The following is a 22,847-nucleotide window of genomic DNA, read 5'->3' on the forward strand; positions in this document are numbered from 1 at the left end:
TCACGGCTGGCTCCCTGTCCGACTGAAGCGTTTCGCCGTTTCAGGGAAACGACAAGACGCTCCATCTCTTTGTTTTACGCAATTCAGCGACGGAAAACCGTCTCACACTTTTCCTGGAATTGCCGTAGCGCTTCACTGGAACCCTAATGACTTTCGAATGGACTGCTATCGTCGACGCCTTGCCGGACCTGCTGCAGGGTCTCGAGCTGACGATGATGATCGCGCTCGCCGGCCTGGCCGGCGGCATCGTCGTGGGGGCATTGACCGGCGCGCTCCTCACCTATGGCGGCTGGCTGGCGCAGGCTCCGGCCCAGATCTACGTCGCGCTGATACGCGGCACGCCGATCACGGTGCAAGTGATGTTCATCTATTTCGCGCTGCCCATCCTGATGAACATCCGCATCAGCGCCACCAATGCCGGCATCCTGACGCTGATCATCAATTCGGGCGCCTACAACGCCGAAATCGTGCGCGGCGCGTTGGAAAGCGTGCCCACCGGCCTCAAGGAGGCAGGACTGTCCATGGGCCTGAGCTTCCGTAAGGTGCTTGCCTATGTCATCGCCCCCTTAGCGGTCCGGCGCGCGCTGCCGGCCATGGGCAATCAGCTTGTCTCTGTGGTCAAGGACACATCGATCTTCCTCGTTATCGGCGTCGGCGAGCTGACCAGGCGTGGACAAGAGATCATGTCAGCGAATTTCCGCGCGGTGGAGATCTGGACCGCCGTGGCGGTGATCTACCTGATCGTCATCAGCATCCTTGCGGTCAGTCTGCGATTTATCGAACGGGCGGCACGACTACCATGAGCAAGGTCGAATTCAGAAAGGTCTCGAAGCGGTTCGGCAACCACCTTGTGCTGCAATCGATTGATCTCGCCATCGACCCCGGCGAGGTGGCGGTGGTGATCGGCCCATCCGGCTCCGGCAAGTCGACCATGCTTCGCTGCATCAATGTGCTGGAAAGGGTGAGCGGCGGTGACCTTCTGGTCGATGGCCTCAGCGTGCTTGGTAGTTCGCGTGACATTAGGCGCATCCGGCTCGAAGCCGGCATGGTCTTCCAGCAATTCAACCTGTTTCCGCATCTGACGGCGCTTCAGAACGTGATGTTCGGCCCCATCCGGTCGCGCGGCAAAAACAAGGCCGACGCGCGCGAGATTGCCGCAGCCTTGCTGCAGAAAGTTGGCCTGGGCGAGCGGATGAACCACTATCCGTCACAGCTCTCCGGCGGCCAACAGCAACGGGTGGCGATCGCCCGCTCGCTTGCCGTAGGCCCCAAGCTGATGCTCTTCGACGAGCCGACATCCGCGCTCGATCCGGAACTGCGGCAGGAGGTGCTGAAAGTCATGCAGACCCTGGCCACCGAAGGCATGACGATGATCGTCGTGACCCACGAAATGGGCTTTGCCAAACGCGTCGGATCGCGCTTGCTGTTCATGGATGGTGGCCAGCTCGTGCATGATGGCAAGCCGATAGAGTTGCTGTCGGATCCGCCAAGCGAGCGCTTTCGCGATTTCCTCCAACACGTCGACTGAGAGAGTACCCGGTTATGGTGAATGCTTCGGCCTTCAAGGCGGCCTATGGCTTCAGCCGCGACGAAGTGCGGCTCGGCAATTGGCGCGCAGCGCCCTGGAATGTCTGGGCGTTTCGCAATGTCAGCGAGCTGATCCCGACAGCGCGCATCGCGGCTACCCCTGGCCTGGCCGAGGAGCCGGCCGTCGATCCTGAAGGCATCCTGCGCCAAGAGCTCTTCCTGAACGGTCGAAAGGTCACTGTCGCCGAGATTCTCGGCGAGACCTCGACCGACGCCATGGTCGTCATGAAATCAGGCCGCATCGTCGCCGACTTCCACGCGCCTGGCTTCACATTGCAGAGCCGGCATATCCTGTTTTCGACCAGCAAATCGGTGACCTCGATCATCGCCGGCATTCTGCAGGATGACGGGTTGCTCGATTTCAATGAGTTGGTGCCACGCTATGTGCCGGAGCTCAAATCCTCGGCCTATGGCGACGCACGGGTGTGCGATGTCCTCGACATGCGTGTGGGCCTGGATTTCGAGGAGGTCTATCACGATCCGCGCGGCCCTTACGCGCGCTATCGCCGGGCCGGCTTGCTCGACCCTTCTGAACCCGGCGAAGAGCCTGGGACGGTCGTCGAATTCATCGCCGGGCTGAAGAAAGGCAAAAGCGACCATGGCGGCCCCTATCATTATGCCTCCCCCAATTCGGATGTCCTGGGCCTCGTCATCCAGGGCGCTTCCGGGCGGCGTTTTCCCGATCTCGCCTCCGAGCGCCTGTTTCAACCGCTCGGAGCCAGGCAGGATGCCTATGTGACCGTCGACAGGGCCGGCACCCCGCGCACCGGCGGCGGCATCAACATGACGCCGCGCGATCTTGCGCGCATCGGCGAAATGATGCGGCAGGGCGGTATGGCCAACGGACGCCGCATCGTGTCGCAGGATTGGGTGCACGACACCATCACCGGCGGCTCATCCCGGGCCTGGGCTGAAAGCGCCTCCGCGACATGGCTGCCGCAAGGCCGTTACCACAACAAATGGTACCAGACGGGCGCCTCCAGCGGTGCCTTCTTCGCGCTCGGCATCCACGGCCAGTGGCTCTATGTCGATCCTCGGGCCGAGATGGTCATCGCCAAGTTCTCGTCGCAGCCCGACGCTGTTGTCGACGACGCCAAGGATCATAATCTGGCGCTGTTCGATGCTCTGGCCAAGATAGTCTGAACTTGGCGACGAAAAACGGGGGAGCGTCCCGGTTTCTTCCAACGCGCTCCCTAGATCAATTCGAAGACGGTTTGCGTGCTGGGTAGCCGTTGGGATGCGGCGGTATCGCCTTCAGATAGGCCGCGATCGCGGCCCGGTCTGCGGGCGGCAGCTCGGCCATGTTCCTTTGTACATCGACCATGGCGCCGCCCACGGAATCGAAGGCGGGTGTGAATCCGGTTTCGAGATAATTAGCGATGTCAGCCTCTGACCAACTGCCGATACCGCCCGCACCCGATGTGATGTTCGACACGATGCCGTTGCCTTCAGCCGCCACGGCACCCGCCAGCCACTCGCTCTTTTTCGTGCCGCCTGCAAAGTCGCGCGGCGTGTGGCACTCGCCGCAATGGCCCGGCCCTTCCACCAGATAGCGACCGGCCATCACTGGCTCAGGCGTGCCTTCGGGGAGAGAAACGACCGGACGATCGCTGAGATAAAGCAGTTTCCACAGGCCGATGCCGCGACGGATGTTGAACGGGAATGCCAGCGAACTGGCGGGCGCCTTGCCGGCCACTGCCGGAAGCGTCTTCAGGAAGGCATAGAGATCAGCAATGTCGGCCGGGTTCATTCGTGCGTAGGACGCATAGGGAAATGCCGGATAAAGATGCTCGCCTGACGGCGACACGCCCTTCAGCATTGCATTGGCAAAATCCTCGACTGACCATGCGCCGATGCCGTCCTTCGGATCTTGCGAAATGTTAGGTGGTACGAACGTCCCGAAGGGCGTCTTGAGCTCGAGGCCGCCAACCAGTTGGAGTCGCGTGTCGCCCTTTGAACCCGGCTTGGCATGACAGGAGGAGCAGCCACCTGCATAGAAAATGCGCTTGCCCTTGGCTGTATCGCCGGTGCCAAGCTTGGCCAGGGTTTCGGCGCTGAGCTTGACCGGCGCAGACAAGGACCACCCGGCAACAGCGCCGACGCCACCCAGGACGAGGACGGCGCTGATGAGTTTTTTGAGCCAGGACATGGCCAGGCATCAGCCTTTCTTCACCCTGTAGGTCTGATGGCAAGTGCCACAATCCGACCCGATTGCATTGAATTGGGCTTTCAGGGCATCGGCATCGGCAGGCGCGGCGGCCACTGCTGCCTTGACATCGGCAAGAAACTTATCTTCGGTCGCCTTGAAACCGGTCATGTCCTCCCAGATCTTTGGCGACGCAGTCGTGTCACCGGCGTCGCTGCCGGCTGGGAACAGAGCCTCGACATCGAGTTTCTCCGCATTCGCCTGCAGCGCCTGCAGCGCAGTCAGCACGGAAGCTGCATCGAACGACTCGTCGCCCTGGACCACCTTGGATAAGCCGCCGGCGATCTTGCCACGTTCCTTCATCAGAGCCTGCCGATCCAGGATCGGATCCGCAAATGCCGCCGATGCGGCGAGAGCGAGCATAGAGATGGCGAGGACAAGCTTTCTCATTCAATTGGCTCCAATGGCTGAAGGTACTTTGGGACAGGACGTTAACGGATGTCGCGGCTGGAATATTCCCTCCTGCTCAGGCGATATTGGTTGGCCGCTCTGTCATCGCAACGCAGACCCCCACTTAAAAAAGAAAAGCCCCGGCGTGCCGGGGCTTTTCGATATCGATCAGGCCTTGGCTTTTTCGTAGAGTTCGAGGACGTGATCCCAATTGATCAGGCTGTCGACGAAGGCTTCGAGATATTTCGGCCGCGCGTTGCGATAGTCGATGTAATAGGAGTGTTCCCACACATCCACGCCGAGGATCGGCGACGCGCCATGAACGAGCGGATTCTCGCCGTTCGGGGTCTTCGAGATCGCCAGCTTGCCGTCCTTGACCGAAACCCAGGCCCAGCCAGAACCGAACTGCGTCGTTCCGGCAGCGATGAAGTCCGCCTTGAACTTGTCATAGCCGCCGAGATCGCTGTCGACAGCCTTCTGCAGCGCACCCGACAGCTTGTTGCCGCCGCCGCCCTTCTTCATCCACTTCCAGAAATGGATGTGGTTGTAGTGCTGGGCGGCATTGTTGAAGAGGCCGGCATTCTTGCCGAACGACTGCTTGACCACCTCTTCGACCGACAGGTCGCCCAAGCCGGCTTCAGCAGCGAGCTTGTTGCCATTGTCGACATAGGCCTTGTGGTGCTTGTCGTGATGATATTCCAGCGTCTCCTTGGACATGTAAGGCTGCAACGCCTCATAGTCATACGGCAGAGCGGGCAATTCGAAAGCCATGGGTAGTACTCCCTCGTGGAAAAATCCGGTGTCGATACCGGACTAACATAGGTCTGGATTGAGCTGGAACAACTCCGGAAATGAAGCGCCGGTTCCTTTTCTAAGCAGGTTCAGGAAAAGTGTCACACGGTTTTACGATGGGAACCTGCGTCAAAACGAGAGGTAGCAAACCGGGTCATTTAGCCGGCGTCGAATGCGCCCAATCCCAATAGAGTTCACGCGCTTTCTTGGCCACCGGCCCGGGCTGCAGATCGCGGTCCTCGATGCGGGTGATCGGCACCACCTTGGAATGGTTTCCGGTCGAGAAAATCTCGTCCGCTTCAAGGAAATCACGAACAGAGAGCGTCTTTTCAGTCGTCTTGAACCCATACTCTCCGAGAAGCGTCATCGTGCGCGAGCGCGTGATGCCGGACAGGAAGGTGCCATTCGGCGCAGGCGTCAGCACATGGCTGTCCTTGACCAGGAAGATGTTCGAGCTTCCGGTCTCGGCGACGTTGCCCAGCATGTCCAGCACCAGGGCATTGTCGAAGCCGCGCATCTTGGCTTCGAGAATGGCGCGGCCGTTGTTGGGGTAGAGGCAGCCGGCCTTGGCGTTGGTCGGCATCGTCTCGAAGGTCGGCCGCCGGAACGGCGATACCGTCACCGAAAAACCGGTCGGCGCGATCATCGGCGATTCATAAAGGCAAAGGCAGAAGCGGGTCGAGGCGGGATCGGCTGGCACGCCCATGTAGCCGCCATGCTCGGCCCAGTACATCGGCCTGATGTACACCGCCGTCTTGCCGTCGAATTTCTTCAGCCCGTCCCAAGTCAGTCCGACGATCTGTTCGGGGGTCATGGACGGCTTGAGGCCGAGCGCGATCGCCGAGGCATTGACCCTCCCGGCGTGAAGATCGAGATCGGGGGCTACGCCTTCGAACCAGCGGGCACCGTCGAACACGCTGGTGCCAAGCCACATGGCATGGCTGCGCGGCCCCAGGATGGCAACGTTGCCCTCGTACCAATCACCATCCACGAAAGTCCAGGTCGCGGATTGCGCCGCTGCTGCCAATGTCATTGCTTCATTCCGTTCCGAAATTGCCTTGTACGGCCATTGGAAGATGCTTTGGCGGGCGCCGTCAACCGGCATCGCCGAGATTTGTTGGGGCCAGCGATGACCCGCGTGGCGTCAAATCCATCATACCAGGCACGATCAGGGCTTGCACACGGTGCCGCCCGGTTCCAAAACTGGCTCATGCATCATGCGGCCTATGTTTTCGACGCCTATGGCACGTTGTTCGACGTCCATGCCGCCGTTCGTCGTCACGCCGACCAGATCGGACCGGACGGCCAGTTGCTGTCGGAAATTTGGCGCGCCAAGCAGCTGGAGTATTCCTGGGTGCGGACGCTGATGGGCGCCTATGCCGATTTCTGGCAACTCACCGAGCAGGCCCTGGATTTCGCCTTGCGCAAGGTTCCGTCCGCGGACGCGGGTCTCAGGGCCAAGCTGCTGGACGCATATTGGCGACTGGACTGCTATCCGGAGGTACCAGCCGTCCTAAAGGCGCTCAAGGCATCGGGAGCAAGACTGGCAATCCTCTCCAACGGCTCGCCCGAAATGCTGAAAGCGGCCGTCAAGTCCGCCGCGCTCGACCACGTCCTGGACGACATCTATTCCGTCGATACCGTCCGGCGCTTCAAAACCGATCCATCCGTCTACGATATGGTTGCCACCGGCTGGCGGCTCTACCCGGGTGCGATATCCTTTCAGTCGTCCAATCGCTGGGATATTGCCGGCGCGACAAAATTTGGCTTCCGGACCGTCTGGATCAACCGTAGCAACCAGCCTGAGGAATATCGGGATTTCCCGCCCGCCCTGATCCTGCCGTCGCTGGAAGCCTTGGTGGCCGGCGGCTGATCCCCTGATATGTGGCCATCACGCAACAGTGGCAGCGCGGTCACAGCTTTGCCTTTCTTTGTCCACCCTGCGGCCAGATTTGGAACCGCCTATCGCGCCAAGTGTTAGGTCGAGCACTCAACGCGCAAACGGCGTATTCACGCTTTGTTGCGATTTGCGACTTTAAAAGGCAACCATGTCCATACCTGAATCGCTCCCCGTTCGCCTCAGCCGCCGCGGCTTTCTCAACGCCGCCGCTCTGGGCGCCGCCTCGATCGCAGTTTCCGCTTGCAGCACCACCGGGCCGGGACCAGCCGAGCCCCCTCCGCCGGCCTATGTCGAGCCCCCGCTCGCCGACTATGTGACCATGTATGCGGCCGTCAGCGATGGTGGCTTTGACCTTCCCGCGATACCAGTCGACAAGATCGATCCGCAGTACCTGCGCCAGATCGTTCAGGACCCGACAGGCCAGAAACCGGGAACCATCGTCGTCGATACGACCAACCACTTCCTCTATCTCGTGCGCCCCGGCGGCCAGGCGATCCGCTATGGCGTCGGCCTTGGCCGCGCCGGCTTCGCGTGGTCGGGCGACGCTGTGGTCCAGTGGAAGCAGAAATGGCCGAAATGGACTCCGCCAGATGAAATGATCGCCCGGCAGCCGGAACTGAAGCCGTACAGCGCCGACAATGGCGGCATGCCCGGCGGCCTCAAAAACCCGCTTGGCGCACGCGCGCTCTATCTCTTCCAGGGCAACCAGGACACGCTCTACCGCTTGCACGGTTCGCCCGAATGGCGGTCGATCGGCAAGTCGGTCTCATCGGGCTGTGTACGCCTGATGAACCAGGACATCATCGACCTTTACGACCGCGTGCCAAGCAAGACCCCGGTCATCGTCACGGCCGATGTCAGTGATCCCACGGCGGGGACCAACCACAAGGGGATCGCGATCGATAGCGGCGTCCCGACCGGTTAAGCGCCCGCGCCCTGAAATCGGTTCTTTGCGCCGATAGACGGCAACAATTGGAGGCCTATCCGGCTGAAACCGGATAGGCCTCCATGCTGCGATCTAGCGGCCTCGCGACAGACTGCCGAGGATACCGCGCACGATCGCTCTTCCAACCGACGAACCGACCGAACGCACCACCGACTTGATCGCGGCCTCGGTCACCGTCTGGCGGTTGGACGGGCGCGGCGCTGGCGCCCGTCGGCCCGTGGATTGCTGAGGCGGATCGTCGTTGCCGAAACCTGGGATGGTCCAGCGCGAGCCACCACTGCCTTGCTGCTGCGCCTGCTGTTCGGCGTCCTGTGCATCCCTGGCTTTTTTATGAAGCATCTCGAAGGCCGATTCGCGGTCGATGACCTCGTCGTATTGCCCAGCGACCGGGCTTTCCTGGATCAGCTTGCGGCGCTCGTCCGGCGTGATCGGGCCAAGCCGCGAAGACGGTGGCCGGATCAGCGTTCGCTGGACCATGGACGGAACGCCCTTGGCCTCCAGCGTCGAGACCAGCGCCTCGCCGGTAGCGAGTTGAGTAATCGCCGTGGCGCAGTCGAAGTCGGGGTTTGGCCTGAATGTTTCAGCCGCCGTCCTCACCGCCTGCTGCTCACGCGGCGTATAGGCGCGCAACGCGTGCTGTACGCGATTGCCGAGCTGGGCCAGAACTTTCTCAGGGATATCCAAGGGGTTCTGGGTGACGAAGTAGACCCCGACGCCTTTCGAGCGGATCAGGCGAACCACTTGTTCAACACGGTCGACCAGCACTTTGGGCGCTTCGTCGAACAGCAGATGCGCCTCGTCGAAGAAGAACACCAGCTTCGGCCTGTCGGGATCGCCGACTTCCGGAAGCACCTCGAACAGTTCCGACATTAGCCACAACAGGAAGGTCGCGTAGAGTCGCGGGTTCATCATCAGCTTGTCGGCGGCCAGCACGCTGATGGCCCCGCGCCCGTCACGGGTTGTCCGCATGATATCCGATATCCTCAGCGCCGGCTCGCCGAAGAAATGCGCCGCGCCCTGCTGTTCAAGAACGAGCAGCGTGCGCTGGATCGCGCCAACCGATGGCTTCGTCACATTGCCGTAGCGCGTGCTGATTTCATCGGAGCGCTCGGCGATGTTGGCGAGAAGCGCCTGCAGGTCCTTCAAATCCAGCAGCAGCAAACCTTCCTCATCCGCGATGCGGAAGGCGATGTTCATGATGCCTTCCTGCGCATCCGTCAGGTTCATCAGGCGCGACAGAAGCAGCGGCCCCATCTCCGAAATGGTGGCGCGGATAGGGTGTCCCTGTTCGCCGAACAGGTCCCAGAAGATGACCGGGAATTCCTGGAAATCGTAAGGGTCGAGCCTGACCTGTTCGGCTCGCTTGCCCAGAAAATCCTGCGGCGTGCCCATCATCGCGATGCCGGACAGGTCGCCCTTGATGTCGGCGCAGAACACCGGCACGCCGGCGTTCGAAAAACCTTCCGCCAGAATCTGCAAGGTCACCGTCTTGCCTGTACCGGTGGCGCCAGTCACCAGGCCGTGGCGATTGCCATATTGCAGCAACAACTGTTCGGCGCGCTGATAGCTGTCATCCGGCTTGCGGCTGGCGCCGATGAAAATACTCGTGTCGTCAGCCATTTTGTCGGGTCTCCGCAAACCTGATTTGGTCCTCGCCGAAGGTATAGTGACGCCATCCGGAAGCGACAATGGCTACACTCGAAATTGGTCTTTTGGCGCTTGCGGATTTTGTCGTCGTTTGGCAATCGGTTGACGGTTCGCAATGCCGGCGATGGGTGATGTCAATCATCGCCGCGTCATGTTGCATTGTGATATGGGGCGAGGAAACGTAGACTGACATCTCCAGGCTGATGCGGCCGACAAAACGAGGAAAGCGGATGGGCGCTGGTGCCTTGATCCACGATGCTGAGGTTCCGAATGCCGACAGGCAGCGATGGCTGGCTCTCGCGGAGAAAGCGTTGGCCGGTGCGTCCTTTGAGGAAAGGCTGGTATCCCGTACCGACGACGACATCCGGATCGAGCCGCTATACGATCGCTCGACCATTGGCGAGCCGCTTGTGCGAGCAAACCCGAGATCGCCCTGGATTGTCAGCCAGCGTATAGACGACCCCGATGTCGGCCGTGCCAAGGCCCAGGCACTGGAAGACGTGGCGCAGGGCGCCACCGGACTGTCGCTTGTCTTCGAGGGCGCTCCCAATGCGTTCGGCTACGGCCTGCCAAGGACGGCGAAGGCGCTGGAGACCGTGCTGGAGGGCATTCCGCTCAATCGCGTCCAGGTCCGTATCGACACCCATCCCTGGAGCCGTCCGATGGCCGACTGGCTGGTCGCGTTCCTGAGCAAGCGTCGGTCTGATCCGGCAAAGCTCAACCTGTCCTTCGGCATCGATCCCGCGGCGATCCTTGCCGGGACCGGGCGGCTACGCATGTCGATCGAAGCACTGCAGGAATCGATGCCGCAATCGCTGGCGCATTTCTTTTCGATGGGTGTCCCCGGTGTGCTGCTCGAAGCTGACGGGCGCGTGGTCCACAATGGGGGCGCCACGGAAGCGCAGGAACTCGGCATCATGTTGGCTTCAGCGGTCTCCTATCTCAGAATGTTCGAGAAGGCCCGGCAGCCACTTGTCTATGCCGCACCCCATATTGGCTTTGCGCTCAGCGTCGACCAGGACCAGTTCCTGTCGATGGCCAAGGTCCGAGCCTTGCGTAGGCTGTGGGCACGGGCGCAGGAAGCCTGCTCGATCCCCAATTCCACCGCCAGTGTCCATGCCGAAACATCGTTTCGCATGATGACCGCAGCGGACCCGGAGACGAACATCCTGCGCACCACCATTGCCGGCTTTGCCGCCGCGGCCGGCGGCGCGGATTCAATCTCCATCCTGCCGCACACGATCGTGCACGGCCTTCCGGCGGGCTTCGCCCGGCGCGTTGCCCGCAACGCGCAACTGATCATGGCCAATGAAAGCCACATCGGTCACGTCGCCGACCCGGCCTATGGCTCCGGGGCCGTCGAAGCGCTGACCGCGGAACTCTGCCAGGCGGCCTGGACGGAATTCCAACGAATCGAAGCGGAAGGCGGCGTGCTTGCCAGCCTTCAGGAAGGGCACATCCAGAAGCGCGTTCACGCCGCGGCCGCGCGGCGCAATGCAGCCTATCAGGCTGGCGAACGGGCCATCGTCGGCACGACACTTTACCCGCTGAAGGGCGAGCGCCCGGTCGAAACACTGGCAGCGGAACGTCGGCCTGCCTTCACCGAAGGCGTTGCGGTCTGCGAGCCGCTATTTCCTGTCCGCATCGATCAATCGATCGGAGGCGCATCTTGATACCGGATTTCAGCCAGATCGGGTGGGTACCGCCGCGCCGCGTGCCGGTTGAGATCAAGGGCCAGCGGTTGACGCCGGAAGGCCTTGTGGTCAAGCATCTGTACAATCAGGGCGACCTCAAGGGCGTGCCGCATCTCGATACCTATCCGGGCGTGCCGCCATTCGTGCGCGGCCCCTATCCGACCATGTATGTCCAGCAGCCCTGGACAATCCGGCAGTATGCAGGTTTCTCGACAGCCGAAGAATCCAATGCCTTCTACCGGCGCAATCTGGCCGGCGGCCAGAAAGGCCTGTCGGTGGCCTTCGATCTCGCCACGCATCGCGGTTATGACAGCGACCATCCGCGCGTCGCCGGCGATGTCGGCATGGCCGGCGTCGCCATCGATTCCATACTCGACATGCGGCAGCTCTTCGACGGCATCCCGCTCGACGAAATGACGGTGTCGATGACCATGAACGGCGCGGTGCTGCCGATCATGGCACTCTACATCGTCGCGGCTGAAGAACAGGGCGTTGCGCAGAAGGACCTCGCCGGAACCATTCAGAACGACATTCTGAAGGAGTTCATGGTGCGCAACACCTACATCTATCCGCCCAAGCCCTCGATGCGGATCGTGTCGGACATCTTCTCCTACACATCGAAGAACATGCCGAAGTTCAATTCGATATCGATCTCGGGCTACCACATGCAGGAAGCCGGTGCGACGGCCGACCTGGAACTCGCCTATACGATCGCCGACGGCATCGAATATGCCCGCGCCGGCGTCGCGGCCGGTCTCGATATCGACCGCTTCGCGCCGCGCCTCTCTTTCTTCTGGGCGATCGGCATGAACTTCTTCATGGAAGTGGCCAAGCTCCGGGCCGCTCGCCTTTTGTGGGCGAGCCTGATGAAGAAGAATTTTTCGCCGAAGGACGAACGCTCGCTGTCGCTGCGCACCCATAGCCAGACCTCTGGCTGGTCGCTGACGGCGCAGGACCCCTACAACAACATCATCCGGACCATGCTCGAGGCGATGGCGGCGACGCAGGGACACACCCAGTCGCTGCACACCAACTCCTTCGACGAGGCGATGGCCTTGCCGACCGACCATTCCGCCCGCATCGCCCGCAACACGCAACTCACCCTGCAGAAGGAATCCGGTACCACGCGCATCATCGACCCGTGGGGTGGCTCCGCCTATCTGGAACGACTGACGCATGACCTCGCGGCGCGCGCGCTTGCTCATATCGAAGAGGTCGAGGCTCTCGGCGGCATGGCCGCCGCAACGGAAAAGGGCATTCCCAAGCTTCGCATCGAGGAAGCTGCTGCGCGCACCCAGGCGCGCATCGATTCCGGCGAGCAGATGCTGGTCGGCGTCAACGCGCACCGGCCGGAGACGGATATCGAGGTCGACGTGCTGAAGATCGACAATGCCGAGGTTCGGGCCCGGCAATTGTCGAAGCTGCAGCGGCTGAAGGGCACACGTGACGTCGGCGCCGTCGAAAACGCGCTCGACGCCTTGACCCGCGCCGCGGAAGGCAATGAAAACCTGCTTGAGTTCGCCATCCGCGCCGCACGCGCCAATGCCACGGTGGGCGAAATCTCATTCGCGCTGGAAAGAACCTTTGGCCGCCACGTCGCTACCGTCCAGACGATTTCCGGCGTCTACCGCAAGGCGCTTGGCGATAACCCCGTGGTCGATCGGCTACAGGAAAAGCTCGAAGCCTTCGAGAAGACGTCCGGCGGCAAGCCGCGCATCCTGGTCGCCAAAATGGGACAGGACGGGCACGACCGTGGCCAGAAGGTGATCGCCACCGCCTTTGCCGATCTCGGTTTCGACGTTACCGTCGGAGCCATGTTCCAGACGCCGGAGGAGATCGCGAAGCTGGCGGTCGAACACGACGTTCATATCGTCGGTGCCTCGTCTCTGGCGGCAGGACACCTGACGCTCATTCCCGAACTGCGCGATGCTCTGAAAAAGATGGGGCGCAGCGACATGTTGATCGTGGCCGGTGGCGTCATCCCGCCGCAGGACTATGACGCGGTCATGGAAGCAGGTGCCGCGGAGATTTTCCCGCCGGGCACGGTCATTCCGGAGGCTGCGGATCGCTTGCTGGACCGGCTGCTGTCGACCGGTTGAACACTGCCGCATAGCTGAACAAGCTCGCTATAACCGGCGTTGTAACAGGGGATGCAGCACCGTGAAAACGACCATCCACAAGATTGATGATTCCGAAGGCGCGGTCATTCCGAGGAAGCTTCTTGACCGCATGAACTTGCGGGTAGGCGATCTGCTTGAAACGTCGAAACGGATGATGGCATTGCCTTGAGACCCTTGGCCGACAGCTTCGATCGTCAGATGAAAGCTGCCCCAGAAGTCATGGACAAATATAGGGTTGGGCTTCAGAAGCTCTCGGAATGACCTGCACCAATCGGTGCACCTCGGCACTGGGATGTGAAACGCCTAGCTGTCGGAGAGCTTGACGATTTCCCATTCCTTGCCGTTGACCACGGCAACGTCGCCAAGCTTCTTGCCGAACAGGGCAACGGCCATCGGCGAGACGTGGGAAATCGTGCCCTTGGCCGGATCGGCCTCGTCCTCGCCGACGATCTTCCAGTGCACCTTCCTCTCGTCATCGCCCTGCAGGGTAACGCCCATGCCGAAACGAACCAGATCGCTTCCGGGCTCCGGCACGGACAATTCGGCATTCTCGCGCCGCGCGGTCCAGTAGCGCAGGTCGCGCGACACAACAGCAATGCGCTCGCGGTCTGCCTTCCTCTCCGCTTTCGCCAGTATGTCGCGCAAGTCAGCCAGATTCTCCTCGATCATCGCCAGGCCGCGCTCCGTCACCAGATTGCGGTGCGGGCTGATCGGCCGCTCGCCGACGCCGGCGATGGCATTTTCGCTGTCTTCCTCGCGTGTGAAAGCTCTGCTCATCCAATGAACTTAGGCGCGGAGAGGCTGCTCGACAAGCCACTGTCGCTGCTTATCGAGGGGCGAGACAGAACGTCTGGCACGATTCCTGCGGTGTCAGGGTTGAACGCCAGGATTCTGTGCCGATGTTGAACAGACGAAAGTTTCTCGCCGGAACGGCTGGTTTTGCCGTGATCGGCCTGTCGCTCGGCAAGACTGCGGCTGCCAACCTGCCCGGAATCGAGAAAGCTTCCATGCGCGGTTCGATCAACGCGACCGATCTCGGTATGCAGCCTGGCGCGCTTGATGACCAGAGCAAGGCCTTCGCAAAACTGCTGCGTAACGCAAGTGATCGCGACATGCCGGTGTTCCTGCCGCCGGGCACCTATGTCGTGTCCAACCTGTCGCTACCCGGCCGCGTGCGTCTTTCCGGCGTGCCCGGTGCAACGCGGATCGTCTATGGCGGCAATGGTCATTTGTTCATGGCGGAGCAGGCCGACCATGTCGAGTTCAGCGGACTGGTGTTCGACGGCACAAATCGCTCAATGGGCGATTATGCGCAAGGCCTGCTCGATCTTCGTCGTGTCGGGCACCTTGTCGTCGACAATTGCCAGATCACCGGCAGCGGCAAGAGCGGGCTGGCGCTCGAACGTGCTTCGGGACGCGTCGAGCGTTCGGAGATTTCCGGCGCCGCCGATGCCGGCATCTATTCGGTCGAAGCGGGAGGGCTGGAGATCACCGGCAATCGCGTGTCCGACTGCGCCAATGGCGGCATCCTCGTGCATCGCTGGCAGGCGGCCGAGGACGGCACCATGGTAACCGGTAACCGCATCGAGCGCATCCAGGCGCGCAGCGGCGGAACCGGCCAGAACGGCAATGGCATCAATGCCTTTCGCGCCGGCAACGTCGTCATCTCCGGTAACGTCGTTTCGGATTGCGCCTTCTCGGCGATCCGGGCCAACAGTTCCAGCAACCTGCAGATTACTGGCAACACCTGCTCGCGGTCGGGCGAAACGGCTGTCTATTCCGAATTCTCCTTCGAAGGCGCCATCATCAGCAACAACATCGTCAATGGTGCCGCCAACGGCATCTCGATCGTCAATTTCAACGAAGGCGGCCGCATGGGCGTATGCTCGGGCAACATCGTTCGCAACCTCTCGACCAGTGGCCCCTACCCTGCCGACCCGCCCGGGTTCGGCGTCGGCATCAGCGTCGAGGCCGACACCACGGTTTCCGGCAATGTCATCGAGAATGCGCCGCTCTACGGCATGCAGATCGGCTGGGGGCCGTATCTGCGCAATGTCGTCGCGACCGGAAACATCATCCGCAAGGCCGGAACCGGCATCGTCGTGACCGTGGTGGAAGGCGCAGGGACGGCCGTCATTTCCGACAATGTCATTGACGGCGTTCAAAACGGCGCGGTCATCGGCCAGCGCTGGGCACAACCTGCAACCGCCGACCTTGCCGCATCAGACAATGCGGGATACGCGCATCTGACCGTCGAGCGCAATCGTGTCAGTTGAGGGCTGCGGTCGGCCGGAGCGCACCGACCTTGGCGCCGATGCGGCTTTCGATGGGTGCGTTCGCCAGCTTGATCAACTTTGCCGCCAAGGTCTCGTCCGCATGCAGCAGCTTGGCAATGACTGCCGCAACCATGGCTTCGGCGGCCCGGCCGGCACCATCATCGCATTTGAGCGCGATGCCGAGGCCGAGCTCAGGAAGTGCCGCGCAATAGACGCCCTCTGCGCCGCCCTTCACGAAGATCCGCCCTGGCGCGGCCTGCATTAGTGCCACGTCCGCGCGGCCAGTTCCGGCGACGAAGAACGGCTCGGCCATGCAGGCCGAAAGCAGCCGCTTCGCGGCCTTGGCTCGCTCGGGGCCAAAACCCGTGGTGGTCACCATGCGAGCAAAGCCGAGCGCGAAGCTCCTGAGCGGCACCGCGTAGGTCGGGATCGAGCAGCCATCGGTCGCGCGTTCGTCGGCACCATGGGCAGCTCCAGTCACCGCCTGCATGGCATCCCGTATCATCTCCTGCTCGGCATGGCCGGCATTGACATAGCCTTTGTGCGCAACGCCGACATGGACGCAGGTGCAAAGAAAACCCGAATGTTTGCCCGAGCAGTTGTTGTGCAGTGCGTTCGGAACTTCTCCGGCGCGGGCGAGCGCGATCGTCGCGTCGTGGCTCGGCCAGTGCGCCCCGCATTCCAGCGCGGTTTCATCCAGTCCGGCTTTGGCCAGCATCGACCGCGCCAGTTCGACATGCTCTGGCTGGCCTGAGTGTGAAGCGCAGGCGAGCGCCAGTTCGCGGTTGCCGAAGCCATAGGCATCGGCCGCGCCACTTTCGACCAGCGGCAATGCCTGTATTGCCTTGACCGCCGAGCGCGGGAACACTGGCCGTGCCGTATCGCCGATCTCCCAGACCGACTTGCCGTCGGCATCGAAGACCGCGATGGCACCGCGATGCGCGCTCTCGACGATCGCGCCGCGCAGAACTTCAACCAGAACCGGATTCGTCATGACTACCCCGCGAATGCGGGCCGCTTTTATCTGATCCGGTCGAGGATTGAAACGTAATTGGCGACCGCGGCGCCACCCATGTTGAATATGCCGCCAAGTTTTGCCCCGGGCACCTGGATGCCGCCTGCCTCGCCGACAAGCTGCATTGCGGTCAGCACATGCATCGAAACACCGGTGGCGCCAATGGGATGGCCTTTCGACTTCAGCCCGCCCGACGGGTTGACCGGCAACCGGCCATCCTTGGCCGTCTCGCCGCTCAATGCCAGTTTCGCGCCCTCGCCCGGCCTCGCCAGACCCATCGCCTCATATTCGATCAGTTCGGCGATGGTGAAGCAGTCATGCGTCTCGACGAAGGACAAATCGTCGAGCGTCACGCCGGCATTCTTCAGCGCCCGGTTCCAGGCCTGCTCGCAGCCTTCGAAGGCCAGGATGTCGCGCTTCGACATCGGCAGGAAGTCCTGCACATGTTCATTCGCGCGGAAGGTCACCGCACGGCGCATCCTTAAGGCTGTCGATGTGTCCGTAAGCACAAGGGCAGCGGCACCGTCAGAGACGAGCGAGCAGTCGGTGCGCTTCAGGGGGCCGGCAACGAAGGGATTCTTCTCGCTTTCCTGGCGGCAGAACTCATAACCGAAATCCTTGCGCATCTGCGCATAGGGATTGTCGACGCCATTCTTGTGGTTCTTGGCGGCGATCATCGCCAGTGCATCCGACTGGTCGCCATAGCGTTGGAAATAGGCTTGCGCGATCTTGCCGAAGACACCGGCGAAGCCCGCCGGCGTGTCACCATCCTCGGGCAGGTAGGAGGCCTTCAGCAGATTCTTGCCGATCTCGGGACCGGGCGTCGTCGTCATCTGCTCGGCACCGACCACCAGCACGATACGGGCCGCGTTTGCATCGATGGCGCGGATGCCTTGCCTGACCGCCGCCGATCCCGTGGCGCAGGCATTCTCGACGCGCGTTGCCGGCTTGAAGCGCAACCGGTCGTCTGCCTGGAGAACAAGGCTCGCGGTGAAATCCTGTGCTGAAAAACCGGCGTTGAAATGACCCAGCACGATCTCGTCGACATCGTCCGGCCCGATACCGGCATGCTCGAGCGCTTCACTTGCAACCTTGGTGATCAGGCTCTCCAGCGTCTCGCCTTCGAGCTTGCCGAAGCGCGAGTGCGCCCAGCCGACGATGCATGCAGTCATGGCAACCTCCATACTTCGCGACAGCCTAGCACGTACTGCGGCGCACACTCTCTTAATGTTGTTCAACACTGAACCATTTGCAAGGCTTGTGAAGGGACAGCCGCACACAATCGTTTGAGCCTCGACCCAAAATCGGGCTGGATTTTTGTTGATTGATCCATCAATAAAAAATAATCTTGCTGCAAAAGCGGAGACACGATGCCGAAAGTCGGAATGGAGCCATTGCGCCGCAAGGCGCTGATCGATGCGACGATCTCGGCGATCGGCGAGCGCGGCTCGCTGGACGTGACCATGTCGGAAATCGCCGGACGCGCCGGCGTATCGTCGGCGCTGGCGCACCATTACTTCGGCGCCAAGGATGAGCTGCTGTTGGCGACGATGCGGCATATCCTGGCCGAGCTGACCACCGACACGCTGCGCGCCCTTGGTTCGACCAGCACGCCGCGCGAGCGCGTCTCAGCGGTCGTCGCTGTGAACTTCTCCGATCTCCAGTTCCAGCCGGAAACGATCGCTGCCTGGCTCGCCTTCTATGTCGAAGCGCAGAAATCATCGGCTTTGCGCAGGCTGCTCCGGGTCTATGCGCGACGGCTGCATTCGAACCTGATGAGCGGGCTGACCGGTATCCTGCCCAGAGCCGAAGCCGACCGCGTCGCTGAGGCGACAGCAGCCCTGATCGACGGGCTCTATATCAGGCGTGCGCTGAAGGACGGCGTGCCCGATGCCGCGACCGCGATCGCACTGGTCGAGGACTATCTCGAAACGAAACTCAACCGGCGGCAGGCACAGTGACGACCAAACGACCCAACATCCTGATCGTTATGGTCGATCAGCTCAACGGCACGCTGTTTCCAGACGGGCCGGCTGATTTCCTGCACGCACCGCATTTGAAGGCGCTGGCCGCACGCTCGGCCCGCTTTGCCAACAACTACACGGCCTCGCCGCTCTGCGCGCCGGGCCGCGCCTCGTTCATGAGCGGCCAGTTGCCGTCGCGCACAGAGGTCTATGACAACGCCGCCGAGTTCGCCTCGTCGATCCCGACCTATGCTCACCATCTGCGCTCCGACGGCTATCACACCTGCCTGTCGGGCAAGATGCATTTCGTTGGCCCGGACCAGTTGCATGGTTTCGAGGAGAGGCTGACCACCGACATCTACCCGGCCGATTTCGGCTGGACGCCGGACTATCGCAAGCCCGGCGAACGAATCGACTGGTGGTATCACAATCTGGGTTCGGTGACCGGCGCCGGCGTCGCCGAGATTTCCAACCAAATGGAATATGATGACGAGGTCGCCTTCCATGCGGTGCAGAAACTCTATGATTTCGCCCGCGTCTCCGATGACGCCTCGTATCGCCCCTGGTGCCTGACGGTTTCCTTCACCCACCCGCACGACCCCTATGTGGCCCGGCGGCAATATTGGGATTTGTACGAAGACTGTCCGGAGCTTGAGCCGGAAGTCGGCTTCATCCCCTACGACAGCCAGGATCCGCATTCACAGCGGCTCTACCGCGCCAGCGACTACGACAGTTTCGACATCACGCCGGAGCAGGTCCGCCGCTCACGGCGCGGCTATTTCGCCAACATCTCCTATATCGACGACAAGGTCGGCGAACTGGTGTCGGTGCTCCATCGCACGCGCATGATCGACGACACCGTCATCCTGTTCTGTTCCGACCATGGCGACATGCTTGGCGAGCGCGGACTGTGGTTCAAGATGTGCTTCTTCGAGGGCTCGGCGCGCGTGCCGCTGATGATCGCCGGAAAAGGCATTCCAGCCGGTCTGATCAATACGCCGGTGTCGAATCTCGACGTGACGCCGACGCTTTGCGACCTCGCCGGCATCGATATGAGCGCGATCATGCCATGGACCGATGGCCAATCGCTGCTGCCGCAGTTGCACGGCCAGAAACGCACCGCCCCGGCGCTGATGGAGTACGCAGCAGAGGGGTCAAACGCCCCGCTGGTGGCTATCCGCGACGGCCGCTACAAATTCATCCATTGCGAGATCGACCCGCCGCAACTGTTTGATCTTGAATCCGATCCCAAGGAACTCACCAATCTCGCTGATGATCCAGCGCACGCGGCCTTGGTGGCTGCGTTCCTCGACAAGGCGCGGGGACGCTGGGACATGGCCGCCTTCGACGCAGCCGTGCGCGCCAGCCAGGCGCGCCGCTGGGTTGTTTATCCGGCGCTGCGCAACGGCACCCACTACCCCTGGGAGTTCCAGCCGCTGCAGAAGGCGTCGGAACGCTACATGCGCAACCACATGGATCTCAACGTGCTCGAAGAGCAAAAACGCTTTCCGCGAGGCGAATAAATGGCCGAAGTTCTTGTCCCCTCCCTTGATCATCTCAAGCAGGCCTATGCCGTCACCTCCAAGGCGACGCAGATCACGCCACTGCTGGAATCGGCGGCTCTCGCCAGAGAGACGGGGGCTGCCCGTGTCTTCATCAAGCCGGAATCGCTGCAATGGGCGGGATCGTTCAAGATCCGCGGCGCCTATTGGCGTTTGAAGCGGCTTTCGGCCGAAGAAGCGAAGAAGGGCGTCGTCGCCTATTCGTCCGGCAATTTCGCGCAAGGGCTGGCCGCCGCCGGTCAGGCGCTCGGCATTCCCGTCACTATCGTCATGCCGATCGATGCACCCGTCGCCAAGCGCGACGCCACGGCCGGCTATGGTGCACGTGTCGTGCTGACCGATCATGGTGACCGCGCACGCGAAGAAGTCGCCGCCGCGAGGGCGCGCGAGATTGCCGAAACCGAAGGCCTTGCGCTGTTGCACCCTTTCGATGACCCAGAGATCGTCGCCGGCCAAGCGGGTGCCGGGCTGGAAGCGCTCGACCAACTCGCAGCCAAGGATGCAGAGGCCGATCTCCTGTTCTGCTCCGTTGGCGGTGGTGGATTGATCGGCGGTGTTTCGCTCGCCTTCCACTATCTATCGCCACGCACACAAATCATCGGCGTCGAGCCTGAGGGCTTCAATGGAATGGGCTCCTCGCTGGCGCATGGCGCCATCGAAACCATGCCGATCGGGCCGCAGTCGATCTGCGACGGGTTGATGGCGCGCAAGCCCGGCGACGCTCCGTTCGCGGCGGTCAAGACCGCAGGCGTTCGCGGCATCACCGTCGACGACGCTTCGGTGCGCCGCGCCATGCGCATTGCCTTCGAGCGGATGAAGCTGGTGCTGGAGCCTTCGGGCGCGGCTTCGCTGGCGGCGTTGCTCGGCGGCAAGGTGGATGTGACGGGCAAGAGCGTGCTCGTGGTGGCAACTGGCGGCAACGTTTCGCTCGCCGATTTTATGGCGCATATGAACCATGCTTGAAGCAGATTTCGTCATCATCGGCTCCGGCTCGGCCGGCTCGGCCATGGCCTATCGCCTGTCGGAAGACGGCAAGCATTCGGTCATCGTGATCGAATTTGGCGGCACCGATATCGGGCCGCTGATCCAGATGCCGTCGGCGCTGTCGATCCCGCTCAATATGAGCCTCTACGACTGGGGCTTTGCGAGCGAGCCGGAGCCGCATCTCGGCGGGCGCGTGCTGGCGACACCGCGCGGCAAGGTCATCGGCGGCTCGTCCTCGATCAACGGCATGGTCTATGTGCGCGGCCATGCCCGCGACTTCGACCATTGGGCCGAACAGGGTGCGGCCGGCTGGGGTTTTGCCGACGTGCTCCCCTATTTCAAGCGCATGGAAGACTCGGATGGTGGCGAAGACGGATGGCGCGGCCACGGCGGCCCGCTGCATGTCCAGCGAGGATCGCGCAGGAATCCGCTCTATGGCGCCTTCGTCGACGCGGGGCGTCAGGCCGGTTTCGAGCTGACTGACGACTACAATGGTTCGAAGCAGGAAGGTTTTGGGCCGATGGAGCAGACCATTCGCGGCGGTCGCCGCTGGTCGGCGGCATCCGCCTATCTCAAGCCGGCGCTGAAGCGAAAGAACGTGAGTCTGGTCAAGGGCTTCGCCCGGCGGGTGATCATCGAGAATCAACGCGCAACCGGCGTCGAGATCGAAGCTCACAAACAGATTCAAGTCATCAAGGCGCGACGCGAGGTGATCGTCGCCGCATCGTCGATCAATTCGCCCAAGATCCTGATGCTGTCGGGCATCGGCCCGGCAGAGCATCTGAGGGAAAATGGTATCGCCGTGGTGGCCGACCGGCTCGGCGTCGGCGGCAACCTGCAGGATCATATGGAGCTTTATATCCAGCAGGAATCGACGCAACCGATCACGCTGAATTCAGTGCTGAATCCTTTTTCCAAGGCACTGATCGGGGCACAATGGCTGTTCTTCAAGACCGGCCTCGGCGCGACAAACCATTTCGAGGCAGCCGCCTTCGTGCGCTCGCGCGCCGGCGTCGATTATCCCGATATCCAGTACCACTTCATTCCGGCGGCAGTGCGCTATGACGGCAAGGCGGCAGCGAAATCGCACGGCTTCCAGGCCCATGTCGGACCGATGCGGTCGAAGTCGCGGGGGTCGGTGACGCTGCGCTCGCCGGACCCGAAATCAAGCCCGGTGATCCGTTTCAACTACATGTCGCATCCAGACGACTGGGCGGAGTTCCGCCACTGCATCAGGCTGACGCGCGAGATCTTCGGCCAGTCGGCATTCGACGCCTATCGCGGCCAGGAAATCTCGCCCGGCTCCCACGTGCAATCGGACGAGGATCTGGATGTCTTCATCCGCGATCATGCCGAGAGCGCATACCATCCTTGCGGCACCTGCAAGATGGGCCGCGCCGACGATGCGATGAGCGTCGTCGACCCGGAATGCCGGGTCATTGGTGTCGATGGGTTGCGGGTCGCCGATTCGTCGATCTTCCCGCGTGTCACCAACGGCAACCTCAACGCACCGTCTATCATGACCGGTGAGAAGGCATCCGACCACATTCTTGGCCGCACGCCGCTGGCGCCGTCCAACCAGGAACCGTGGATCAATCCGCGCTGGCAGGCGTCCGACAGATAGGCGTACTTTATGCATGCTTCCGGAAGCACAAGTACGCCATATCTGTTTTGAGTCGTCGCATCGTGCTTTCCGAAAATCGATTCCGATTTTCGGGCCGATGCGATAGAGCTTGATCCACCCGAAAGATTGAGCCGCCCGCC

Annotated in this window: 21 protein-coding genes; 13 read left to right on the forward strand and 8 right to left on the reverse strand. The window is 61.9% G+C overall.

All coding sequences use genetic code 11. The features are described from left to right. Positions 1 to 146 precede the first annotated feature (146 nt). Genes glnP through ABVQ20_RS12230 form a run of 3 tightly spaced genes read left to right on the forward strand, consistent with a single transcriptional unit; the run spans position 147 to position 2,730 of the window. A complete protein-coding gene (gene glnP / locus ABVQ20_RS12220; protein WP_354459745.1) occupies positions 147 to 803 on the forward strand; it encodes a glutamine ABC transporter permease GlnP in 657 nt (218 codons plus the stop codon). Then, positions 800 to 1,528, forward strand: coding sequence for a glutamine ABC transporter ATP-binding protein GlnQ (gene glnQ / locus ABVQ20_RS12225; protein WP_354459746.1), 729 nt, complete (start codon positions 800 to 802; stop codon positions 1,526 to 1,528). The genes glnP and glnQ overlap by 4 nt, the downstream gene beginning before the upstream one ends. A gap of 14 nt (positions 1,529 to 1,542) precedes the next feature. Further along, positions 1,543 to 2,730, forward strand: a complete 1,188-nt coding sequence (locus ABVQ20_RS12230; protein WP_354459747.1) for a serine hydrolase domain-containing protein — start codon at positions 1,543 to 1,545, stop codon at positions 2,728 to 2,730. Positions 2,731 to 2,785: 55 nt separating this feature from the next. On the opposite strand, the gene ABVQ20_RS12235 is transcribed toward ABVQ20_RS12230, so the two are convergent. The 4 genes from ABVQ20_RS12235 to ABVQ20_RS12250 form a co-directional block, all read right to left on the reverse strand. Then, positions 2,786 to 3,736: a cytochrome c gene (locus ABVQ20_RS12235; protein ID WP_354459748.1), complete on the reverse strand. Its 951-nt coding sequence runs from the start codon at positions 3,734 to 3,736 to the stop codon at positions 2,786 to 2,788. 9 nt (positions 3,737 to 3,745) lie between these two features. Continuing rightward, positions 3,746 to 4,183: a c-type cytochrome gene (locus tag ABVQ20_RS12240; RefSeq protein ID WP_354459749.1), complete on the reverse strand. Its 438-nt coding sequence runs from the start codon at positions 4,181 to 4,183 to the stop codon at positions 3,746 to 3,748. Positions 4,184 to 4,351: 168 nt separating this feature from the next. Continuing rightward, positions 4,352 to 4,954, reverse strand: coding sequence for a superoxide dismutase (locus ABVQ20_RS12245; protein WP_354459751.1), 603 nt, complete (start codon positions 4,952 to 4,954; stop codon positions 4,352 to 4,354). A 175-nt stretch (positions 4,955 to 5,129) separates the two neighbouring features. After that, a complete protein-coding gene (locus ABVQ20_RS12250; protein ID WP_354459752.1) occupies positions 5,130 to 6,008 on the reverse strand; it encodes a branched-chain amino acid aminotransferase in 879 nt (292 codons plus the stop codon). 177 nt (positions 6,009 to 6,185) lie between these two features. On the opposite strand from ABVQ20_RS12250, the gene ABVQ20_RS12255 reads away from it, so the two are divergent. After that, positions 6,186 to 6,848 (forward strand): haloacid dehalogenase type II, encoded by a 663-nt coding sequence (locus ABVQ20_RS12255; protein ID WP_354459753.1) that lies wholly within the window; start codon positions 6,186 to 6,188, stop codon positions 6,846 to 6,848. A 175-nt stretch (positions 6,849 to 7,023) separates the two neighbouring features. Beyond that, positions 7,024 to 7,800: a L,D-transpeptidase gene (locus tag ABVQ20_RS12260; RefSeq protein ID WP_354459754.1), complete on the forward strand. Its 777-nt coding sequence runs from the start codon at positions 7,024 to 7,026 to the stop codon at positions 7,798 to 7,800. 93 nt (positions 7,801 to 7,893) lie between these two features. Here the strand turns inward: ABVQ20_RS12260 and ABVQ20_RS12265 are convergent, their stop codons facing one another. Further along, entirely contained in the window at positions 7,894 to 9,441 is a 1,548-nt protein-coding gene (locus tag ABVQ20_RS12265) for a helicase HerA-like C-terminal domain-containing protein (RefSeq protein ID WP_354459755.1), read from the reverse strand. A 257-nt stretch (positions 9,442 to 9,698) separates the two neighbouring features. On the opposite strand from ABVQ20_RS12265, the gene ABVQ20_RS12270 reads away from it, so the two are divergent. From ABVQ20_RS12270 to ABVQ20_RS12280, 3 genes are all read left to right on the forward strand, one after another. Beyond that, on the forward strand, positions 9,699 to 11,141 hold the full coding sequence (locus tag ABVQ20_RS12270) for a methylmalonyl-CoA mutase subunit beta (protein WP_354459756.1): 1,443 nt from the start codon (positions 9,699 to 9,701) through the stop codon (positions 11,139 to 11,141). Next, a complete protein-coding gene (scpA, locus tag ABVQ20_RS12275; RefSeq protein WP_354459757.1) occupies positions 11,138 to 13,261 on the forward strand; it encodes a methylmalonyl-CoA mutase in 2,124 nt (707 codons plus the stop codon). Before ABVQ20_RS12270 ends, scpA begins: the two co-directional genes overlap by 4 nt. A gap of 61 nt (positions 13,262 to 13,322) precedes the next feature. Continuing rightward, positions 13,323 to 13,451: an AbrB/MazE/SpoVT family DNA-binding domain-containing protein gene (locus tag ABVQ20_RS12280; protein ID WP_354459758.1), complete on the forward strand. Its 129-nt coding sequence runs from the start codon at positions 13,323 to 13,325 to the stop codon at positions 13,449 to 13,451. 134 nt (positions 13,452 to 13,585) lie between these two features. Here the strand turns inward: ABVQ20_RS12280 and greA are convergent, their stop codons facing one another. Beyond that, positions 13,586 to 14,059: a transcription elongation factor GreA gene (greA, locus tag ABVQ20_RS12285; protein WP_354459759.1), complete on the reverse strand. Its 474-nt coding sequence runs from the start codon at positions 14,057 to 14,059 to the stop codon at positions 13,586 to 13,588. 122 nt (positions 14,060 to 14,181) lie between these two features. Between greA and ABVQ20_RS12290 the strand changes: the two genes are divergently transcribed. Next, positions 14,182 to 15,558 (forward strand): TIGR03808 family TAT-translocated repetitive protein, encoded by a 1,377-nt coding sequence (locus tag ABVQ20_RS12290; RefSeq protein ID WP_354459760.1) that lies wholly within the window; start codon positions 14,182 to 14,184, stop codon positions 15,556 to 15,558. Here ABVQ20_RS12290 and ABVQ20_RS12295 read toward each other — a convergent pair. Both ABVQ20_RS12295 and ABVQ20_RS12300 read right to left on the reverse strand, forming a co-directional pair. Then, positions 15,551 to 16,552, reverse strand: coding sequence for an asparaginase (locus ABVQ20_RS12295; RefSeq protein WP_354459761.1), 1,002 nt, complete (start codon positions 16,550 to 16,552; stop codon positions 15,551 to 15,553). The genes ABVQ20_RS12290 and ABVQ20_RS12295 overlap by 8 nt on opposite strands. Before the next feature lie 26 nt (positions 16,553 to 16,578). Continuing rightward, a complete protein-coding gene (locus ABVQ20_RS12300) occupies positions 16,579 to 17,745 on the reverse strand; it encodes an acetyl-CoA acetyltransferase (RefSeq protein ID WP_354459762.1) in 1,167 nt (388 codons plus the stop codon). Positions 17,746 to 17,943: 198 nt separating this feature from the next. Here ABVQ20_RS12300 and betI point away from each other — a divergent pair, with 198 nt between their 5' ends. Genes betI through betA form a run of 4 tightly spaced genes read left to right on the forward strand, consistent with a single transcriptional unit; the run spans position 17,944 to position 22,707 of the window. After that, positions 17,944 to 18,534 carry a choline-binding transcriptional repressor BetI gene (gene betI, locus ABVQ20_RS12305; protein ID WP_354459763.1) on the forward strand — a complete coding sequence of 197 codons (591 nt, stop codon included), beginning with the start codon at positions 17,944 to 17,946 and terminating at the stop codon, positions 18,532 to 18,534. Continuing rightward, complete coding sequence (gene betC / locus ABVQ20_RS12310) at positions 18,531 to 20,060, forward strand: choline-sulfatase (protein WP_354459764.1); 1,530 nt, start codon at positions 18,531 to 18,533, stop codon at positions 20,058 to 20,060. Before betI ends, betC begins: the two co-directional genes overlap by 4 nt. Then, positions 20,061 to 21,062, forward strand: a complete 1,002-nt coding sequence (locus ABVQ20_RS12315; RefSeq protein WP_354459765.1) for a threonine/serine dehydratase family protein — start codon at positions 20,061 to 20,063, stop codon at positions 21,060 to 21,062. It begins immediately after the preceding gene. Continuing rightward, on the forward strand, positions 21,055 to 22,707 hold the full coding sequence (gene betA, locus ABVQ20_RS12320; protein WP_354459766.1) for a choline dehydrogenase: 1,653 nt from the start codon (positions 21,055 to 21,057) through the stop codon (positions 22,705 to 22,707). The genes ABVQ20_RS12315 and betA overlap by 8 nt, the downstream gene beginning before the upstream one ends. Positions 22,708 to 22,847: the final 140 nt, after the last annotated feature.

It is taken from the genome of Mesorhizobium shangrilense (assembly GCF_040537815.1).
Classification (GTDB): Bacteria; Pseudomonadota; Alphaproteobacteria; order Rhizobiales; family Rhizobiaceae; genus Mesorhizobium; species Mesorhizobium shangrilense.

What these genes read in the sequence shown, in the direction of transcription:
- glnP (WP_354459745.1), top strand. Translation starts at nt 147, where the DNA reads ATGACTTTCGAATGGACTGCTATCGTCGACGCCTTGCCGGACCTGCTG.
- glnQ (WP_354459746.1), top strand. Translation starts at nt 800, where the DNA reads ATGAGCAAGGTCGAATTCAGAAAGGTCTCGAAGCGGTTCGGCAACCAC.
- ABVQ20_RS12230 (WP_354459747.1), top strand. Translation starts at nt 1,543, where the DNA reads ATGGTGAATGCTTCGGCCTTCAAGGCGGCCTATGGCTTCAGCCGCGAC.
- ABVQ20_RS12235 (WP_354459748.1), bottom strand. Translation starts at nt 3,736, where the DNA reads ATGTCCTGGCTCAAAAAACTCATCAGCGCCGTCCTCGTCCTGGGTGGC.
- ABVQ20_RS12240 (WP_354459749.1), bottom strand. Translation starts at nt 4,183, where the DNA reads ATGAGAAAGCTTGTCCTCGCCATCTCTATGCTCGCTCTCGCCGCATCG.
- ABVQ20_RS12245 (WP_354459751.1), bottom strand. Translation starts at nt 4,954, where the DNA reads ATGGCTTTCGAATTGCCCGCTCTGCCGTATGACTATGAGGCGTTGCAG.
- ABVQ20_RS12250 (WP_354459752.1), bottom strand. Translation starts at nt 6,008, where the DNA reads ATGACATTGGCAGCAGCGGCGCAATCCGCGACCTGGACTTTCGTGGAT.
- ABVQ20_RS12255 (WP_354459753.1), top strand. Translation starts at nt 6,186, where the DNA reads ATGCATCATGCGGCCTATGTTTTCGACGCCTATGGCACGTTGTTCGAC.
- ABVQ20_RS12260 (WP_354459754.1), top strand. Translation starts at nt 7,024, where the DNA reads ATGTCCATACCTGAATCGCTCCCCGTTCGCCTCAGCCGCCGCGGCTTT.
- ABVQ20_RS12265 (WP_354459755.1), bottom strand. Translation starts at nt 9,441, where the DNA reads ATGGCTGACGACACGAGTATTTTCATCGGCGCCAGCCGCAAGCCGGAT.
- ABVQ20_RS12270 (WP_354459756.1), top strand. Translation starts at nt 9,699, where the DNA reads ATGGGCGCTGGTGCCTTGATCCACGATGCTGAGGTTCCGAATGCCGAC.
- greA (WP_354459759.1), bottom strand. Translation starts at nt 14,059, where the DNA reads ATGAGCAGAGCTTTCACACGCGAGGAAGACAGCGAAAATGCCATCGCC.
- ABVQ20_RS12290 (WP_354459760.1), top strand. Translation starts at nt 14,182, where the DNA reads ATGTTGAACAGACGAAAGTTTCTCGCCGGAACGGCTGGTTTTGCCGTG.
- ABVQ20_RS12295 (WP_354459761.1), bottom strand. Translation starts at nt 16,552, where the DNA reads ATGACGAATCCGGTTCTGGTTGAAGTTCTGCGCGGCGCGATCGTCGAG.
- ABVQ20_RS12300 (WP_354459762.1), bottom strand. Translation starts at nt 17,745, where the DNA reads ATGACTGCATGCATCGTCGGCTGGGCGCACTCGCGCTTCGGCAAGCTC.
- betI (WP_354459763.1), top strand. Translation starts at nt 17,944, where the DNA reads ATGCCGAAAGTCGGAATGGAGCCATTGCGCCGCAAGGCGCTGATCGAT.
- ABVQ20_RS12315 (WP_354459765.1), top strand. Translation starts at nt 20,061, where the DNA reads ATGGCCGAAGTTCTTGTCCCCTCCCTTGATCATCTCAAGCAGGCCTAT.
- betA (WP_354459766.1), top strand. Translation starts at nt 21,055, where the DNA reads ATGCTTGAAGCAGATTTCGTCATCATCGGCTCCGGCTCGGCCGGCTCG.